The following is a 19108-nucleotide window of genomic DNA, read 5'->3' as shown; positions in this document are numbered from 1 at the left end:
CTTTGCGTAAACCGCCAACCCAATGCAAACTGCCTTGGCGTATGCTGCGTGTTTTCAGCTGTTATGTTGCAACATGTTGATAGTGAAACATCCACATGATTGTTCGCTCATTGAAGTGAATGGCCTTAATTATTCCATCGCCTCTTACTGTGTTTTTATCAACAGTAAACAAACGAGAAAAGCAACGACCAAATGTCCTCACTCACCAATGGGATGACTGACATTGAATGGGTAAATCAACGCCTTAAGCATTTAAGCATTTAAGCATTTAAGCATTTAAGCATTTAAGCATTTAAGCATTTAAGCATTTAAGCACATAAGATAAGCACCTAAAATAAGCACCTTTAACGTGACCTTAAGCTAGTATGTTGTTCAAATTTCAATGTGTTTTTTCACCTTGCCAAAGTCAGCTAATATCGCGTAAGCACACGGGATAATAAACAGCACTAACAAGGTTGATGCAAAAATACCGAACACGATTGAAATGACTAACGGTTGCACCACTTGTGCTTGCAAACTGGTTTCAAGTAGCAAGGGTAATAACCCTGCGGCAGTCGTTAACGAGGTTAAAAATACTGCTCTAAAGCGCTCACGGCTTGCACTGACCACCGCTTGATGCACGTCTTCGCCTAAGTCGACATGGTGGCGAATATATTGCACTAACAAAATGGAGTCATTAACCACAATCCCCGATAATGAAATAAAGCCCATAATCGATGGCATTGACATGCTGTGCCCTAACAGGAAATGCCCCCATAACACCCCAATTAACGACAGTGGAATGGCAATCATCACAATCACAGGTTCTAGGTAACTTCTAAATTGAAAACTTAACACCGCAAACAAACCAAACAACCCAAAAATAAACCCTTTCATCAATGAGGTGCCAGTTTTTGCGGTTTCTTTGGCCGAACCTTCAAAGTCGACTCGGACATGCGGAAACTGTTGCTTCATTTGCGGTATCCATTCGTTGCGGATTTTAGCGTTAGTTTCAGTGCTGTTGGCAATGCTGTTATCAACATCAGCCATCACGGTGACTGTACGCAGCCCATGGATACGTTGAATACGTACATACGAGCGCTGAAAATCTAACGCTGCCACCGACGATAATGGCAGCTGACTGCCATCAGCAACCATAATCGGGAAGTTAGCTAATGCCTGTAAGTCCCCTGCTTGCTTTTTATTGAGCCTGACATCAATTTCAATGTTTTCAGGGCCGACTTGAATTTCATCGGCAATTTGACCGAAATAAGCCGCGCGAAGCTGCGAGGCCACCATTTGCCCGTCAACGCCGTATGCTTCAGCGCCGGGTAATAAACTGACTTTGACCTCTTCTTTACCTGGGCGCATATCATCCATAATGCCGTTAATGCCACTAAATTGGCTAAGATATTCTTGCAGCGACACTGACGCTTGTTTGAGCTCGGTTAAGTTATCGCCTTGAATACGCAGCTCAATGTCTCTTCCTGCTGGGCCCATCGTTGGCTGTTTAAACACCACCGCTATCGGCATGGTCATCTCGCCTGCTTGTGCGCGCCATGCATTAATAAATTCATCAATGTTGCTAGTGCGAGTTTCTGCCGACAATAAATCAAGGCGCACCGTTGCCACATGTGGGCCGCTTTCACCCGCATCGGCGTTGTAGTTAAATTGGCTGGTGATATCAGCAATTAGCGGCGCGTCTTCATTGCGTTCAGTAAACTGTTTGCCAGTGATATTTGCCGCTTTGACAACATGATCAACCACTTTTTGGGTTTGTGACAAGGTTGAACCCGGTGGCAGTAAAATACGCGCTTCAGCAATATCGCCATCAAGCGCTGGAAATGGCACAAACTTTAATGCGCCGCCCGCGAGTAAGGAAAAAGACAATAACAACATGCCTATGGTTATGCCGACACTGGCATAACGCCAACGTACAACCCATTGCACTGCATTCACTAATTTGCCATCTCTAAAGTTATTAAACCCTTGTTGAAAGCGCGCTTTAAAACGCGATACAACATTATTGTATTTTACGTCTTGGTTTTGCTTTTTAAGCGAATGGTTTAAATGATTAGGTAAAATAATAAATGCTTCAATCAAGCTAATCGACAACACCATAATCAGCACCATGGGGATTTGTGATAACACCGCGCCCATTGGGCCATCTAGCCCCAGTAAACTGCTAAATATCAACACCGTGGTAATAAATGACGACAGTACCCCTGGCATCACTTTATGGACCCCGTTGATCACCGCATCATCAAAATTTTGTCCTTTATCAACGTGCGAGGCTATCGACTCAGAGATAACAATGGCATCGTCCATCATTATCCCGATGGCCATCAATAACCCAACTAGGCTCATAATGTTAATCGACACACCAAATAGGTTCATTAAATACAAACCACCTAAAAATGCGACAGGCAGTCCAGCTGACACCCAAAATGAGTATCGCAGTGAAAAGAATAACCACATGCTGAAAAACACTAATACAATGCCTTGCATGCCGTTGGTGAGCATCATTTCTAAGCGGTCTTTAACCAGTGATGACATATCATTGGTTAAAGTTAGCGTGACCCCCTGCGGGGCGATTAAACGTTCTTTTTCAACAAATTCAGTGACTTTATTTTTAATCGTCAGTGCATCTTCCGCTTTATTCTTTTGAATTTTTATAATAGCAGCGGGTTCACCATTGAATTTGACATGCTCTTCATCTAATTCGAATCTGTCGGTAATGGTGGCAATATCACCTAGGCGCACCACGCTACCGTCTTTATCTGAGGCGACAATCAGCTGTGTTAAGGTTGCGGGTGTCATTTTGCGTTCATCAAAACGGATCAGTAAATTTTTGTCGGCGAGCTCAATGTTCCCTGCAGGCATTTTAATGTTTTGACGACCGACTTTATCCGCCACTTCTGACACCGACACACCTAATCGGCGCATAGCCATTTCATTGAGCGCAATACGGATTTGATGGTCAGAAAAACCCGATATTGTCGCTAAGTGTACGCCAGCATCTATTTTAATTCGCCGTTTAACATCTTCAGCATACTGTTTTAAATCAGGCATACTGGTATTGGCCGCAATGGCAATATCAACAACCGGGTCGGCCCAATCTAATTCTTTTACAATCGGTGACTCAATTTCTTTAGGGAAGTTTTTAATCGCATTGATTTGAGTTTGCACATCGATGAGGAAGCGTCCCATATCGGCGTCAGAATCTAACTTAAGTTTCATGGTGGCTATCCCTTCTTGCGCGTCACAAGTGACTTCGTCAATATTGGATAAACCATCAACCGCATCTTCCATGCTTAAACAAATGCTTTGCTCAACTTCAACTGGCGATGCCCCCGGATACACCACAGATGCCACGACATAAGATGGGCTAAATTCAGGAAAAGTTTCCCGTTTAATCGAGCCAACATTTAATAACCCAAGCAATAAAAACATCAGCATGATGAGATTGGCTAATGTGGGGTGTTTGGTTAAATAGGCTATCACTGTTTAGCTCCTGTCACGGGCGCGTCTTTTACTGCTTTTAGTGAGCCTGACACCGTTTTTAAACGCATGCCCTCAATTGCAGGAATTAAATCATTGAGTACCACTTCATCACCTTGTTTTATTGCCCCTGCCACCACCACGCTATCTTTGGTGCGATATAACACCGTGATCGGCACTATCGCCAGACGATTATCAGCGCGTTTGATATACAGCTGATTGGTATGAATGGCATGTTCTGGCACTGTAAACTGCTTTGATGATGCGCCAGTGATGCTCGCTTTAACAAACATCCCTTTGGTAAGCGGTGGCCGTTGCAGTAAATCTAATTGACGGTATTGCTGCGCGACTTCTAAATAAACCCCTATCGTGCCTTGGTTTGGGTTAACACTCTCTGCAACCCGTGTCACTTTGGCCGGCCAGCTAAAATGGTTATTGCCTGCTTGAAATTGCACTTCGCCAGTTAAGTTGAAGTCTTCAATCGAGGGCATATTATTTTCATCTTTACTGATTGAGCCAAGCGACTGCACTAATGTCCGCATATTTTGCAGTGACAATTCAGCTTTGATTTCAGCAGTACCTAATTGATACGCCACAAACATCACCGAACCCGCATTAACCACTTGATTATTTTGAATATTGACATCTGATACCCGCGAATCAAACGGCAGCACTATTTGCGTTTTGCTAAGTTGGCGCTGTGCATCTTTAACCTGCGATATATCGATGTCTTTTTGCGCTAACGACACCTTTTTATCATCTGGCCAAACATTGAGTGAATTTTGGATATTTTCAACCGCATTTTGTTGGACTAATAATGCTTGTTTCTGGCTTTCTAAGTCAGAACTTGACACCAAATTGCGCTGACTTAACGTCAGTTTACGTTGGTATTCTTGGTTTGCTAAGGTCAGTTTTTGTTGTTCTATTTTTAAGCTGGTTTGTAAGTTAATTTGTTGCTGATCTAACTTAACTAATTGTGCATTAATCGAGGCTAAATTGGCTAGTGCTTGTGTCAGTTTTAACTGGTATTCAAGTGGGTCTATTTTTAAGACGACAGTGCCTTTAGGTAAAATGCGTCCGGTTTCCAGCTGTGGGTGACGATAGACAACTTTACCGTTTACCTCTGCGACTGCCTGCCAAATGTGTTTCGGTGACACGCGCCCAAAACCTTCAACCAGTGGTGCTACAGCCGTTTGTTGTAACGTCATCACTTTAACGCTACGCGCATTGTCATAATGTGTCACCTGTTTGGGTGCTGGTTTTAATAAGATCGCCAATAATAAAACCACTAATCCAACGGTGATACCGGGAAAAACCAGGCGCTTACTTACTTTCATATTGTGTCCTTATTAACAAGTCCATGCATTAGCAGACGATGTTTTGCGCTGCATGTTTAACCATAAATGCTGGGAAATTGATATGCTGAGCGGATCAGGCATCATTGGCGGTGCAAGAAAAGGAAAAATCATCAATGATATAAAACTCAATTGTGCACCGTTAGCATCATCACCATTGTCATATTTGCCTTGGTTTTTAAATGTCTCAACAATTACTGTCTGGTGAGTTTAGATAATACTAAGTGTGAGTATAAAAATCTCGGGAAGTTCATTTATATCAATCGCTATCGCGAACAAGCGAGACATCAAATTAGGAAAACTAATATTAATAGAATAATACCGGTTTTGGCAGTTAAATCATTGCAGCTATTTGCACTTATAAAGAATTGTGCTGTTTTAGCGCAGCCAATGTTGCGTTATTTATAATAAATAATAACGTTTATGATAATAGCAACATACAAATAATAAATTATGCCAACAAAACGCGTATTACAGATGAGGTATTATCACGGGGGTTAACCTACAGCGACATTCTATTCTAGTAACTTAAACGTAATCATAACCAACAGCACATTAATAATTCGATACTCATTAACTAGGGCCTATGCTAACGTAAGTTAAGTAACGGCAGGTTTATTCGTTAAATACTCTTATTAACTGATACGGTATTATTATGGACCAGAAGCTATTTAGAAGTCGGTTTAACTTTCATCAAATTTGCCACCATATAAGCTCTGCCCCCCGTTCAGCGCTGACTAGAAAAGCCGCGGTATTAATTGCTGTAATGGAAAAAGACAATCAATTACAGTTAATTTTAACTCAGCGACCGCTACATTTACGCCATCATCCTGGGCAAATAAGCTTTCCGGGTGGCAAGGTTGAAGCTGATGATCCCAACCTCATTGCGACTGCACTGCGTGAAGCTGATGAAGAAATTGGCTTAGTTGACTCCAATGTCGATGTGTTAGGGGCTTTTCCGGCTCACTATACCTTTACCGGTTTTGAAGTGACGCCCGTGGTTGCCATGGTAAAGCACCCTTTTGAGCTGCGATTAGATTCAAACGAAGTGGCCGATTGTTTTACTGCGCCATTGGACTATTTTATTGAGAAAAGCAATCGCCATACGGTTGAGTTTAATCGTCAAGGAAAGGCATATACAGTTCATGTTATGCCGTATCAAGATAAGTTTATTTGGGGCGTGACAGCCGCCATTATTGATTTACTTTGTCGCCATCTACACGTTAAAAATTAAACTGCTGCCACCGTCGCGTGTCGTCGTGGCTTAAATAACATAGCGAATATATAACCCTGCAGATAATGACACCACAAGCAATAATGGAATATTGACCCAAAAACCGATTTTAGTGGTGGTTTGAGCATAAAAATTAACGATTAAGTTGATAAAGCTGACGATAGCGCAGACCCAAATCCAGTATTCTAATTGAATGGTTAAATGCGGATCCCACTCTAATCTGACTTCAACGCCTTTAGAACGAAAATACCCAACGGCAGGATCTGGTCTTGCCTGTCCAAATATAACCAAGGCATAAATCGCTACACTCCAGCCAATAATCGATAACGTGGCCAGTACCGTTTGCAGTATATCAAGTCGTTTCATCATGTATTCCTTCACGTTGTCGTTTCATTTTAATCCCTATCATTACTATTTTTGCCTTGGCAAGAGACAAAAAATAACCGACTTACGCACAACTCCGCTAATTATGCCTCTAGAATAGCTTTTTCAGCTTGAGAAAAGCCACCATAAAGGTAAGATAAACAGTAATTATATTTACATTCGTTTGTTGGAGAGTTAAGCAATAATGACCATTGCATCTGTCGCAGCTGTATTTAACGGCGAACACGCCGTTGGTACACAAGTCACTGTACGTGGCTGGGTAAGAACACGTCGAGATTCTAAAGCTGGGATCTCTTTTTTAGCCGTTTATGATGGCTCATGTTTTGACCCTATCCAAGGTGTCGTGCCAAATACCTTAACCAATTACAATGAAGAAGTGCTTAAATTGACGGCGGGTTGTTCGGTAATAATGACAGGTGAAGTCGTTGAATCACCCGGCGCGGGACAAGCTTACGAGTTACAAGTCACGAATGTGGAAGTTGCCGGCCTAGTTGATGACCCAGATACTTACCCAATGGCAGCAAAACGTCATTCAATTGAATATCTTCGTGAGGTCGCCCACTTACGCCCTCGCACTAATATCATTGGGGCCGTTGCCCGTGTACGTAACTGTTTATCTCAAGCGATTCACCGCTTTTATCACGAACAAGGTTTTATTTGGGTATCAACGCCATTAATTACCGCATCTGACTGTGAAGGCGCAGGAGAAATGTTCCGAGTATCTACCTTGGACATGGAAAACTTACCTCGCACTGAAGCTGGCACCGTTGATTATGCTGAAGATTTTTTTGGTAAAGAAGCTTTCTTAACCGTTTCAGGGCAGTTAAATGCTGAAACGTATGCGTGTTCATTGTCAAAAGTGTATACCTTTGGCCCAACATTTCGCGCGGAAAACTCAAATACTAGCCGTCATTTAGCTGAGTTTTGGATGGTAGAGCCTGAAGTGGCGTTTGCTGATCTTGACGATGCTGCTGAACTTGCTGAGAAAATGCTTAAATATTGCTTTAATGCCGTATTACAAGAGCGTCGTGATGATTTAGAGTTCTTTGCTAAACGTGTTGAGAAAACAGCCATTGAGCGTCTTGAGTCATTTGTGAACAGTGATTTTGCTCAAGTTGATTACACTGATGCAATTGAAATCTTAAGAGCGTCAGGTAAGAAGTTTGAATTTGACGTTGAATGGGGTATCGACATGTCGTCTGAACATGAACGTTACCTGGCTGAAGAACACTTTAAAGCACCGGTTGTTGTTAAAAACTACCCGAAAGACATTAAAGCATTCTACATGCGCTTAAATGATGACGGTAAAACCGTTGCTGCAATGGATGTTTTAGCGCCAGGTATTGGTGAAATCATTGGTGGTGCACAACGTGAAGAACGCCTTGATGTGTTAGATGCGCGCCTAGCTGAGATGGACCTTAATCAAGAAGATTACTGGTGGTATCGTGATTTACGTCGTTACGGCACAGTACCTCATGCAGGATTTGGCCTTGGGTTTGAACGTTTGGTTTCTTATGTTACTGGTGTTAATAACATCCGTGACGTTATTCCATTCCCTCGTGCACCTAAAACAGCCAATTTCTAAGCCATAAGTTATGGTTTAGCCTTGCTTAAAGCACATAAAAACGCGCCTAATGGCGCGTTTTTTGTTTTAATAATCGTAGCTTATAAGATGTAATATTCATAAAGCTTGATGCCCTACGGTTGTTAAACTCGCTAACCCTAGCTTTGTAAAATCATTTTATCGCGCAGTAATGCCACTTCATCACGCAGCGCCGCCGCTTGCTCAAATTCAAGATTTTTAGCATGTTCTAACATTTGTTTTTCGAGCAACTGAATTTGTTTATTTATATCGACAGTATTGTCATAGCGGACTTGGGTTTCAGCCACTTTGCCTAACCCTTTACTACCACGTTTATTTTTTGCCGTTGGTCGTGAATCACCAATATCCATGACATCAGTGATGCTCTTCACCACTCCTTTAGGCACAATGTTATTGGCTAGATTATGCAAATGCTGTTTTTCTCGTCGACGTTCGGTTTCTTTCATGGCTTTATCCATCGACTTGGTAATTTTGTCGGCGTATAAAATTACTTTACCATTAACATTACGCGCCGCGCGGCCAATGGTTTGGATCAGTGAGCGTTCGGAACGTAAAAAACCTTCTTTGTCGGCATCTAAAATACACACCAGCGACACTTCTGGCATATCTAAGCCTTCACGTAACAAGTTAATTCCAACCAACACATCAAAGTGACCTAGGCGTAAATCGCGGATAATTTCTACACGTTCAACGGTATCGATATCGGAGTGCAAATACCGCACTCTAATACCATGGTCATCAAGATATTCAGTTAAATCTTCTGCCATGCGCTTGGTTAAGGTCGTCACTAATATGCGCTCGTTTACTGCGATACGCTTATGTGCCTCTGACATTAAATCATCAACCTGAATGGCAACAGGGCGCACTTCTAGTTGAGGATCGAGCAAACCTGTGGGCCGAACGACTTGCTCGGCAATTTCATTGTCACTTTTTTCAAGTTCATATTGACTTGGGGTTGCCGATACAAAAATCGTTTGCGGCATTAAATCTTCAAATTCTTCAAACTTTAATGGCCGATTATCAAGTGCTGATGGTAAACGAAAGCCATATTCGACTAAGGTCGTTTTACGACTCCGATCGCCTTTATACATGGCACCGATTTGCGGCACGGTAACATGTGACTCATCAATAATAAGTAAACCGTCGCTAGGTAAATAATCTAATAACGTCGGTGGCCCATCGCCTTCTGCCCGCCCAGATAAATAGCGCGAGTAGTTTTCGATTCCAGAGCAATAACCTAGCTCCACCATCATTTCAATGTCGTATTGCACTCGCTCAGTGATCCGTTGGGCTTCAATTAGCTTGTTATTGTCGAGCAATTCTTTTCGACGAACACGTAATTCTTGTTTAATTTCTTCAGTCGCCGCGAGAATTTTCTCTCTTGGAGTCACATAGTGTGTTTTAGGGTAGATAGTCGTGCGAGCTATGCGCTTATTTATGTGGCCGGTTAAAGGGTCAAATTCACTTAAGCGCTCAATTTCATCGTCAAATAACTCAACCCGAATCGCATCTCTGTCAGAGTCTGCAGGGAAAATATCAATCACTTCCCCTCTTACGCGATACGTACCGCGTTGCAGCTCAATATCATTACGGGTGTATTGCAATTCACTCAGGCGAATTAAAATATCCCGTTGCCCCATATAATCGCCTTGCCTGAGGTGGAGCAACATTTTCATATAAGAGTCAGGATCACCAAGACCATAAATGGCAGAAACAGAAGCAATTAACACCACATCTTTACGTTCTAATAATGCCTTAGTGGCCGATAAACGCATTTGCTCAATATGATCATTTACCGATGCATCCTTTTCAATAAAAGTGTTAGATGCAGGTACATAAGCTTCTGGTTGGTAGTAATCGTAATATGAGACAAAATATTCAACGGCATTATTGGGGAAGAACTCTTTCATTTCGCCATAGAGCTGCGCCGCTAACGTTTTGTTTGGCGCCATAATGATGGTGGGCCGACCTAGCGCTTTTATCACATTGGCAACAGTGTAAGTTTTACCAGAACCGGTCACACCGAGCAGCGTTTGGTGAGCAATACCCGCGTCTAAACCATCGACTAATTGCTTAATCGCTGTAGGCTGATCTCCTGCAGGGGCGAATTTGGAAACTAATGAAAACGTAGCGTCTGACACGAAATAATCCTTATTACAAACGAGTGTATATCATACGCGTTTTGGTGGTGATGCCCAAAATAATCTGCTTGTAATGAGATCACTTTGCGATCGCCTCGTTGCGTTAATCACTGATATATAGGCCAAGATAAGAAAGTAAATATCAAGCAAACAGATAAAAACTGAAACTAATCTACCATTGACTAACATGTGTATTTATGGCGAAAAACTCACCCAAAACCAGCAATAAAAGCAAATTTAATGCACAATCATAAATTTTTTTTCATTACAAATTTACATAGCAAAATACAATCGCGATATAAAGTGCTTGATTTTTATAACTGTATGAATAAAAACGATTTTAAATATGGTCAAAAAAAGAGACCATTTTAAGTCCATCCCAGGTTCTATCGGCGCTTGAAGCCCATTTTTAAGCTTAACCCACAGGCTTATCCACAGAAATAGTGGATAACTCAAATAAACCCATAATTACCGTGGTCTGCAACACGATTGTCAACGTAGCGTCATCACGCGGTCATAATGAAAGTTTATTACATTTGAAAGTTTTTAGATAAATGTTGTCAACGCAAGATGACAGTGTCGTAATCAAGCGACTGATTGCACTTTTTTATAACGCGCTTTACAGCAATTGATATAGCCAACATAACAAGCCACGATACCACTGCACAACGTTTGCAATATGAGAGTTTGCGATCGCCAATGAGAAATAATCAAGCCTTGTCATTTTAATAACCTAGCTAGCAAATACGCAGGTATCGCAAATATCTATAACCATATCCGTCTTAGCATAAATAGCTTTACACAACTATCAGTAATGAATATACGCTGACGAAGAAAATGGCACAATTTAGTGTTTGCTTTACCTACTTGGTGCATTATTTTTTTCAAAAAAGGCACTCACTCACACTTTGCACTGCCGATAAGTTAATTCTCATAGCAGCATCATTGGTGACAAGGCCTACCCGTGTTAGCACTAAGCAGCACGACTTATAAGCCGTCTAAAAAGAGAAACACCTGAGGTAATAGAAGTTAAAGCAACACCTGTGCGGCAGTCATCTCCCATTAAAGAGTCTAAGACGACAGGTTAATTACGCTTGAAGCATTGATTTGGCAAAAAATTAATGCTTCAAATATACATTACGACACCAACACAATATTTAGTTTAATGAGTTCGTTGAAATAGCGCTAATTCTTCATCAATGCAGCATTAAACCTCCTCTTTCAACATCGCGAACGCAAATACATAATCCAACTAATTAACAAATTTAAGGCAAACCTAATCACCTAACTCAAGTTTAAGTCATCTAAATAACTCAATGTGCTTGATTTCAATCGTGCAAATGGTGCAAAAAGCATCATTAAAATAAATAGTAAAAATGGTTTTTATTGCAAACAACCATTAACAATGCGTGATTCTCATACATGGTGCACATTAGATAACCAATTAGATGCTGATATGTGATTTTTTTTAATAGACGAGTTGACTCACGCGCATCAGCGTTTTACTATGCGCTCCGTTCTCAGCAATACATTGCTAAGCGCTTCCCCAGTAGTTCAGTTGGTAGAACGGCGGACTGTTAATCCGTATGTCACTGGTTCGAGTCCAGTCTGGGGAGCCAATTAATGTATGTTGTGATATAAATGTAGTATTCCCCAATAGTTCAGTTGGTAGAACGGCGGACTGTTAATCCGTATGTCACTGGTTCGAGTCCAGTTTGGGGAGCCACTTGAATTTACCGTTGATTTTATTCCCCAATAGTTCAGTTGGTAGAACGGCGGACTGTTAATCCGTATGTCACTGGTTCGAGTCCAGTTTGGGGAGCCACTTGAATTTACCGTTGATTTTATTCCCCAATAGTTCAGTTGGTAGAACGGCGGACTGTTAATCCGTATGTCACTGGTTCGAGTCCAGTTTGGGGAGCCAATCAAAACAAGTATTCAACGCTTCCCCAGTAGTTCAGTTGGTAGAACGGCGGACTGTTAATCCGTATGTCACTGGTTCGAGTCCAGTCTGGGGAGCCAATTGTTATTCTCTTCATTAATTCCTCTATATAAATCCATTTTTTGCGTGTTTATCTTTTTTGATTAGTGCTTTTCTTTTGTGAAGTCTGCTATTATTAACGATACAATTGTTGATATTTATCAATGATGTTAGGCGTTTTGTCATACAAGTGACATATTCATTTCCGCCTCGTTTCCGTTAACATACACGCTTCAAGGAATAGACTCTCATATGGGTATTTCGAAATCCTTTCAAATCATTATGCTGGTTATCTTTGGCCTAATGCTTTTCACTATTTACCACACGGAGAATGTTGAAGTTAAGCATCAAGGGCAAATCGCCCGAGCACAATTTGAATCAGAAATTAAACAATACAATCCGTGGGACGGTGACGGTGAAGCGCTATACAAAAAGCTCTCTGAACACTACACCTTCCAGTTTTTTCAGTTTGTTCATAACGATGATAGCGATTTAAATTTTACTTTTGGTTCTTTAGCTCGCCCAGATGATGATTTTGCTAGCAAGATTTTTGACATTCAATTAGGTCATGCAGAACAACTAGGCAGTGGTCGCGTTCAGGTACGCCTCAGTACTTCAAGTGTTATCTCTCCGAGCTTTTCTGACTTAGAACAAGCCGCCACATTGATTGTATTAAGCTACATCGTATTAATGATTGTATTTGCATTACTTGTCAGATTACACATGCGACGCATCACTTATGCGGTTGAATACATCAACAATATTCCAAATCTCACTTTCCAAGCTGTTGAGCTTTCACGTTTTTCTGGTGTACTTCATCCTATCGGTGTTGCACTAGATAATTGCCGTAGCCAATTAAAAGACAGTTTAAGTAAAGTGAATGCAGAAAACGAAAAGCTCACTAAAGCTGCTTATCAAGATCCTGTAACCGGGTTTTCAACCCGTAGCCGTTTTGTCACTTATTTAGATAAACTGCAAAAAACGACTGAAACCAAAGTCGGTATCATTGCCATTACTAAAGCTGCAGAATTAGCCAATATTAACCAATTACATGGTCGAGCTGCTGGTGATGATTATTTAGCAAAAATTGCAATTTGCATGCGTAAAGCTGCCAGTGATGTGGGCAAAAGTGAATGTTATCGTCTTTCAAGCGGTGATTTTGCCATTTTCTTTGAAAACTTAACCTTAAAAGAGGGTGAGAAATATTTAGATAATCTTAAAGGTCAGCTTGATGACTATGGGCAATCATCGGCAATGGATTCTGTCGCTCATACGGGTATGGTGCCATTTAAAAACCAAGCGGATCCCTCTAAATTAGTTGCCTTAGCTGACGCCGCGGTGAGTATTGCACAAACATTAGGCCCAAACCGTTCACATCAGCTAGAGAAATTTACCGGTAATGAATTACAAGGTACTGACCATTGGCGTTCAACCATTACCCATTTGATTAAAAATCAAAGCATGAAGTTTTTCCAACAGCCGATTCAGCCTTGTAATAATGATTCTGATATTTACCGTGAATTATTAGCACGTTTTTACAATTCGGACGGCGAGCATTTACCAACCTCAACAGTTATTGCCATGTCTGAGCGCCATGGAAGTAATCTTGATTTAGATAAAATGATCGTGATCAATGCCATTAAACTATTGAGTGAAAACCCAACCTTATCAGGTATGTTTGGTATCAATATTAGTGCTAGCACTGCACTGCAAGATCAATTTTCTTTATGGCTAAGGGACATTCTAAGCCGTCAACGTAATATTGCTTCTCGTCTGGTTTTTGAAATTAATGAATCAGGTATGCAATCTAATCTTAAAGCCACACACAACTTTGTTAATGAAGTGCATAAAGTAGGCTCAAAGGTTGCTATTGAACGCTTTGGTCTTGGCTTTACTTCATTTAAGTTTTTCAGAGAAGTGCGTCCCGACTACATTAAGCTAGACAGTAGTTATAGCAACGGCATTGAGCAAGATAATAATAATATGTTCTTTGTACGAATGATTGTTGATATTGCCAAACGTCTGGCTATTCAAGTTATTGCCACGGGCGTTGAACGCCAAGGTGAAAAGCTCACCTTGGAGAAGTTACTTGTTGATGGTGTGCAAGGTTATTACATTGCCCAACCTGAAAAAGTGAAAAAGTCTATTTAGGGTATATTTGTTAATCAAAATACCCTCCTATTAAATAAGGTTAAAGTAATTTACTTTAACCTTGTTTTTTATCCGTTGTTTCTTCGCGCTAAAACTACGATAATAGCGACATTGGAATTGGCAGCAAAAAGACATAATGACTGAATACCTCTTATTATTGATCGGCACAGTGCTGGTTAATAACTTCGTTTTAGTTAAGTTTCTCGGGTTATGCCCATTTATGGGTGTTTCAAGTAAGCTTGCTTCTGCTATTGGCATGTCAATGGCAACGACATTTGTACTGACTCTGGCATCTATCTTAAGTTATTTAACCAACCAGTTTTTACTGCAACCTTTTGACTTGCAATATTTGCGTACCATGAGCTTTATTCTTGTGATAGCCGTTGTGGTGCAATTTACTGAAATGGTAGTGCAAAAAACCAGTGCATCATTACATCGTACCTTAGGTATTTACTTACCTCTGATTACCACAAACTGTGCCGTTTTAGGTGTGGCGTTACTCAACGTCAACGAAGATCATAACTTTTTACAGTCTGCCGTTTATGGATTTGGCGCTGCTGTTGGTTTTTCTTTGGTGCTTATTTTGTTTTCAGCCATGCGTGAACGCCTTGCTGTTGCTGATGTACCGACGCCATTTAAAGGCGGTGCTATTGCCATGATTACCGCAGGTCTTATGTCTTTAGCGTTTATGGGATTTGCGGGGCTAGTGAAATAATGTTGTCCAGTATTTTAATTGCCGTTGCGGTATTAACGGCCATCGCTTTAGTGTTCGGAATTTTATTAGGGTTTGCCTCACAAAAATTTAAAGTGGAAGGAAATCCGATTGTCGATCAAGCTGAAGCCTTGTTGCCTCAAACCCAATGTGGCCAATGTGGTTACCCCGGTTGTCGCCCATATGCCCAAGCAATTGCTAATGGTGACAAAATCAACAAATGCCCTCCTGGTGGCACGGCTACCATGGAAAAATTGGCTGAATTAATGGGAATTGATCCGCAACCGCTTGATGAAGCTGTGGCAGATAACACCAAAAAAGTCGCCTACATTCGTGAAGACGAATGCATTGGCTGTACTAAATGCATTCAAGCATGTCCTGTTGATGCCATTTTAGGTGCCGGCAAGCTCATGCATACCGTAATAACTAAAGACTGTACTGGCTGTGACTTATGTGTAGAGCCCTGCCCGGTTGACTGTATCGATATGGTAGAAGTAAAAACAGATTTAAGTAATTGGGATTGGAAATTAACCCATCAGCCCATTCAAGTGCTTTCTGCACAGCAATATGAGGACAAACGGTGCTAACTTTATTAGAACAATTGGATAAAGGGACACTGTGGCATTCACCAGGAGGGATCCATCCTCCAGGGCTTAAAACAACGTCAAATACACAATCCATTAAACGTTTACCTTTAGCGAAAGAATTCATTATTCCTATCCCACAAGTGGGCGATTTAGCAACGCTAACAGTCAAGCTCAATGACCATGTTTTAAAAGGGCAAATGTTAACTAACGGTAAGGGCTTTACCTACTTACCCGTTCATGCGCCTACCTCTGGTAAAATTAAAGCCATTGAAAAGCGCAGCAGTAACCATGCTTCAGGCTTACCTGTTTTATGCTGCGTAATAGAACCTGATGGTGAAGAAACATGGACTCCATTACAAGCAGACCAAGCCTCGCTATTGTCTAATGATGCCATTATCAACAAAATAAAAGATGCCGGCATTGCCGGTATGGGCGGCGCCGCTTTTCCTAGCCATATAAAACTCAACCCAGCAAGTGATATTAATTTAGTGATTATCAATGGTGTTGAGTGCGAACCATTTATAACATCTGATGACCGTTTAATGCGTGAACATGCAAATGAAATCATCGATGGGGTGAAAATAATTCACCAATTGCTCAAACCACAACGCATTGTTATTGCTATCGAAGATAATAAACCACAAGCGGTTGCTTCAATGCAAAAATCCATAGAAACGCTGACGCTTGATGATTGCAAAATCCGCGTAACAGTGATTCCAACTAAATATCCCTCTGGCGGTGAAAAGCAATTAATTCAAATTATCACGGGTAATGAAGTGCCAAGCGGAGCGATTCCTGCACAACTTGGAATTGTGGTCCATAATGTTGGAACGGCCTACGCCATTCAAGATGCGGTAACCAATGGTAAACCATTAATAGAGCGCGTGGTCACCTTAACAGGAGAACAGATTGGGCAACCGGGTAATTACTGGATCCCCATTGGTACCCCCATTAAACATGCATTGCAACACACTGCGTTTCAGGCACAAACTCAACAAAAAATGATCATTGGCGGCCCGATGATGGGCTATGCCATTGGTGAGTTACAGGTACCGATTTTAAAAGGTACCAACTGTATTCTTGCGCCTAGCAATAATGAAATTGGTCCTGACCTGCCTGAACAAGCATGTATTCGTTGCGGAGAGTGTGCTGTTGCCTGCCCAGCATTATTACTGCCTCAACAATTGTTTTGGCATGCTAAATCTGAAGAGTTTGAGAAAGCAGCCAGTTATCATTTACAAGATTGTATTGAATGTGGTTGTTGCAGCTATGTATGCCCAAGTGATATTCCTTTGGTAGAGTATTACCGTATCGCCAAATCAGCTCTTAAAAATGTTGCACATGAGAAGAAACAGGCCGAACAAGCCAAACTGCGTTTTGAAGCTAGATTAAAACGACTTGATGATGAGAAACAAGCTCGTGAAGCTAAGTCAAAAGCGGCTGCTGATAAACGTAAACAATCAATGTCAAGTAATGACAAAGATGCTGTTGCATTGGCTATGGCGCGTATCGCGGCGAAGAAAAAAGCCAGCGCAGCAGAGCCAGGTACAGAAAGCTCAACCACAGCCAACAAAAAAGCGTCGGTTAATGCGGCCATTGAACGTGCTAAAGCTAAAAAGGCCGCCAAGGCAGCGCAAACTGATGGCCCTTCAGTCGTGATTCCATCAGCCAATACCGATACAGCAGTGACGGATAATACTGATGTAGATCCGAAAAAAGCCCGTGTTGCCGCTGCTGTTGCAAGAGCTAAAGCTAAAAAGGCGGCGCAAGCCAATCCACAGCCTGAAGCTAATTTGGTATCTCAAAGCCAAATAAGCTCAGTGACCGCAACTGATAGCGAAAATACGGCAACCCCAGTCATTGCAGATAGTGCAGAATACGCCGTAGTCGATCCGAAAAAAGCTCGTATTGCCGCGGCTGTTGCTAGAGCCAAAGCCAAAAAAGCGGCGCAAGCTAATTCTCCGTCAAGCGCTCAATCAACTGCTGAAGCGGTTCAAATAAAGACAAAGCAGGAAACAACTACTGAAACTACAGACCCACTCAGTTCTGCAGTGGCTGATAATACACAGATATCTGAAAAAACTGTCATTGCAGATAGTGTTGATAACGCCATTGTCGATCCGAAAAAGGCCCGTATTGCCGCTGCAGTTGCTAAAGCAAAAGCCAAAAAGCTCGCGCAGTCGCAACCAAAGAGTCATCAACCGGCTAATCAGGAAGTGGTATCTAACGACGCTGTAGACAATGCACGGGTTGATACTGTACAGGAGCTAAGTTCATCTCAACCTGCAATTGGTACCAATGAAGCACCAGCAATGGCTGAACTTGATGACAAAAAAGCCCGTATAGCTGCAGCCGTCGCTAAAGCAAAAGCTAAAAAACTTGCCCAACAGCAGCAAAAGGATTAAACGATGGCATTTAAAATCGCCTCTTCTCCGCATATCAACACTCGCTCCCTAACCTCAGGGGTGATGTTTCGTGTTGTATTATGCCTCATACCGGGCATTGGCGCGCAAACCTACTTTTTTGGTTTTGGCACACTGGTGCAATTAGCATTGGCCATTAGTGTCGCCTTAACCGCAGAAGCACTGGTTATGGTGTTACGTAAACGTCCTGTGATGAGCACCCTCAGCGATAATAGCGCCCTTGTAACAGCAAGTTTATTGGCCATTGCCATTCCGCCCCTTGCGCCGTGGTGGATGATTGTAATCGGGGTTTTATTTGCAATTGTCATTGTTAAACATCTCTATGGTGGTTTAGGCCACAATGTGTTTAACCCAGCAATGGCCGCTTATGTTTTGTTGTTAGTGTCGTTTCCAGTGCAAATGACCTCATGGGTAGCCCCGCAATCATTGGCAATTAATCCGGCTGATTTAAATAGCAGTTTGCAGGTTATTTTTTCTCATTCAGCCACCATGACAAGTGAATACTTTCAACTTGGTTATGATGCCGTCGCGATGGCGACACCACTAGACACCATTAAAACGGACCTATCAATGGGGTTAACCGCCACCGAAAGTCTGCATAAAGCGATTTTTAGCGGCAGTGTTGGCGTTGGTTGGTTTTGGGTCAATATATGCTATTTATTGGGTGGATTATGCTTACTTAAAATGAAAGTGATCCGCTGGCAAATCAGTACTGCAATTATCGTTAGCATACTTATTTGTTCTGGATTTGGCTTTTTAATTAGCCCAGACACTCATGTCAGCCCGCTGGTTCATATTTTCTCTGGTGGCACCATGCTAGCAGCCTTTTTTATTGCAACAGACCCAGTCAGCGCGGCAACAAGCCCACGCGGTAGATTAATTTTCGGCGCTATGATTGGGGTGCTTATTTATGTCATCCGCACCTTTGGGGGCTACCCAGACGCAGTTGCATTTGCGGTATTATTGGCCAACATGTGTGCGCCATTTATTGACCACTATATTCGCCCTAGAACCTATGGCCATCGTTCAGGAAACGCATTATGACCGAGAAAAAGAC

At 41.8% G+C, this 19108-nt stretch carries 11 protein-coding genes and 5 tRNA genes; 12 read left to right on the top strand and 4 right to left on the bottom strand.

What is annotated here, in order from left to right; translation table 11 throughout:
• Window positions 1-372: 372 nt before the first annotated feature.
• Both G3R48_RS13620 and G3R48_RS13615 read right to left on the bottom strand, forming a co-directional pair.
• Window positions 373-3483: an efflux RND transporter permease subunit gene (locus G3R48_RS13620; protein ID WP_212593363.1), complete on the bottom strand. Its 3111-nt coding sequence runs from the start codon at window positions 3481-3483 to the stop codon at window positions 373-375.
• Window positions 3480-4817 (bottom strand): efflux RND transporter periplasmic adaptor subunit, encoded by a 1338-nt coding sequence (locus G3R48_RS13615; protein ID WP_153665204.1) that lies wholly within the window; start codon window positions 4815-4817, stop codon window positions 3480-3482. Before G3R48_RS13615 ends, G3R48_RS13620 begins: the two co-directional genes overlap by 4 nt.
• Before the next feature lie 673 nt (window positions 4818-5490).
• Here G3R48_RS13615 and G3R48_RS13610 point away from each other — a divergent pair.
• Window positions 5491-6069: a CoA pyrophosphatase gene (locus G3R48_RS13610; protein WP_153665206.1), complete on the top strand. Its 579-nt coding sequence runs from the start codon at window positions 5491-5493 to the stop codon at window positions 6067-6069.
• 30 nt (window positions 6070-6099) lie between these two features.
• Here G3R48_RS13610 and G3R48_RS13605 read toward each other — a convergent pair whose 3' ends face one another.
• The gene (locus tag G3R48_RS13605) at window positions 6100-6435 is read right to left on the bottom strand and encodes a hypothetical protein (RefSeq protein WP_153665208.1); all 336 of its coding nucleotides are present in this window, start codon (window positions 6433-6435) and stop codon (window positions 6100-6102) included.
• 202 nt (window positions 6436-6637) lie between these two features.
• Between G3R48_RS13605 and asnS the strand changes: the two genes are divergently transcribed.
• Window positions 6638-8038: an asparagine--tRNA ligase gene (asnS, locus tag G3R48_RS13600; protein WP_153665210.1), complete on the top strand. Its 1401-nt coding sequence runs from the start codon at window positions 6638-6640 to the stop codon at window positions 8036-8038.
• Between the two features lie 137 nt (window positions 8039-8175).
• On the opposite strand, the gene uvrB is transcribed toward asnS, so the two are convergent.
• Entirely contained in the window at window positions 8176-10197 is a 2022-nt protein-coding gene (gene uvrB / locus G3R48_RS13595; RefSeq protein WP_212593362.1) for an excinuclease ABC subunit UvrB, read from the bottom strand.
• A gap of 1543 nt (window positions 10198-11740) precedes the next feature.
• Between uvrB and G3R48_RS13590 the strand changes: the two genes are divergently transcribed.
• The 10 genes from G3R48_RS13590 to rsxD all read left to right on the top strand — a co-directional run bounded on the left by G3R48_RS13590 (window position 11741) and on the right by rsxD (window position 19095).
• Window positions 11741-11816: transfer RNA gene (locus G3R48_RS13590), tRNA-Asn, on the top strand.
• 31 nt (window positions 11817-11847) lie between these two features.
• Window positions 11848-11923: transfer RNA gene (locus G3R48_RS13585), tRNA-Asn, on the top strand.
• A 23-nt stretch (window positions 11924-11946) separates the two neighbouring features.
• Window positions 11947-12022: transfer RNA gene (locus tag G3R48_RS13580), tRNA-Asn, on the top strand.
• Window positions 12023-12045: 23 nt separating this feature from the next.
• Window positions 12046-12121: transfer RNA gene (locus G3R48_RS13575), tRNA-Asn, on the top strand.
• A gap of 22 nt (window positions 12122-12143) precedes the next feature.
• Window positions 12144-12219 (top strand) — tRNA-Asn (locus tag G3R48_RS13570).
• Between the two features lie 211 nt (window positions 12220-12430).
• Window positions 12431-14329: an EAL domain-containing protein gene (locus tag G3R48_RS13565; RefSeq protein ID WP_153665212.1), complete on the top strand. Its 1899-nt coding sequence runs from the start codon at window positions 12431-12433 to the stop codon at window positions 14327-14329.
• 136 nt (window positions 14330-14465) lie between these two features.
• Window positions 14466-15044: an electron transport complex subunit RsxA gene (gene rsxA / locus G3R48_RS13560; RefSeq protein WP_153665214.1), complete on the top strand. Its 579-nt coding sequence runs from the start codon at window positions 14466-14468 to the stop codon at window positions 15042-15044.
• Between the two features lie 2 nt (window positions 15045-15046).
• The gene (gene rsxB / locus G3R48_RS13555) at window positions 15047-15628 is read left to right on the top strand and encodes an electron transport complex subunit RsxB (protein WP_153665338.1); all 582 of its coding nucleotides are present in this window, start codon (window positions 15047-15049) and stop codon (window positions 15626-15628) included.
• Window positions 15622-18033 (top strand): electron transport complex subunit RsxC, encoded by a 2412-nt coding sequence (gene rsxC / locus G3R48_RS13550; RefSeq protein ID WP_212593361.1) that lies wholly within the window; start codon window positions 15622-15624, stop codon window positions 18031-18033. Before rsxB ends, rsxC begins: the two co-directional genes overlap by 7 nt.
• A gap of 3 nt (window positions 18034-18036) precedes the next feature.
• On the top strand, window positions 18037-19095 hold the full coding sequence (gene rsxD, locus G3R48_RS13545) for an electron transport complex subunit RsxD (protein ID WP_153665216.1): 1059 nt from the start codon (window positions 18037-18039) through the stop codon (window positions 19093-19095).
• Window positions 19096-19108: the final 13 nt, after the last annotated feature.

Origin of the sequence: Shewanella intestini (genome assembly GCF_018221465.1) — a bacterium.
In the GTDB taxonomy this organism is placed as follows: Bacteria; Pseudomonadota; Gammaproteobacteria; order Enterobacterales; family Shewanellaceae; genus Shewanella; species Shewanella intestini.
Note: the sequence above shows the minus strand (reverse complement) of the source record. Positions and strands in the feature narration are given on the sequence as shown.

Coding starts and splice junctions, on each gene's coding strand:
- G3R48_RS13615 (WP_153665204.1), bottom strand. CDS start 4,817: ATGAAAGTAAGTAAGCGCCTGGTTTTTCCCGGTATCACCGTTGGATTA.
- G3R48_RS13610 (WP_153665206.1), top strand. CDS start 5,491: ATGGACCAGAAGCTATTTAGAAGTCGGTTTAACTTTCATCAAATTTGC.
- G3R48_RS13605 (WP_153665208.1), bottom strand. CDS start 6,435: ATGAAACGACTTGATATACTGCAAACGGTACTGGCCACGTTATCGATT.
- asnS (WP_153665210.1), top strand. CDS start 6,638: ATGACCATTGCATCTGTCGCAGCTGTATTTAACGGCGAACACGCCGTT.
- G3R48_RS13565 (WP_153665212.1), top strand. CDS start 12,431: ATGGGTATTTCGAAATCCTTTCAAATCATTATGCTGGTTATCTTTGGC.
- rsxA (WP_153665214.1), top strand. CDS start 14,466: ATGACTGAATACCTCTTATTATTGATCGGCACAGTGCTGGTTAATAAC.
- rsxD (WP_153665216.1), top strand. CDS start 18,037: ATGGCATTTAAAATCGCCTCTTCTCCGCATATCAACACTCGCTCCCTA.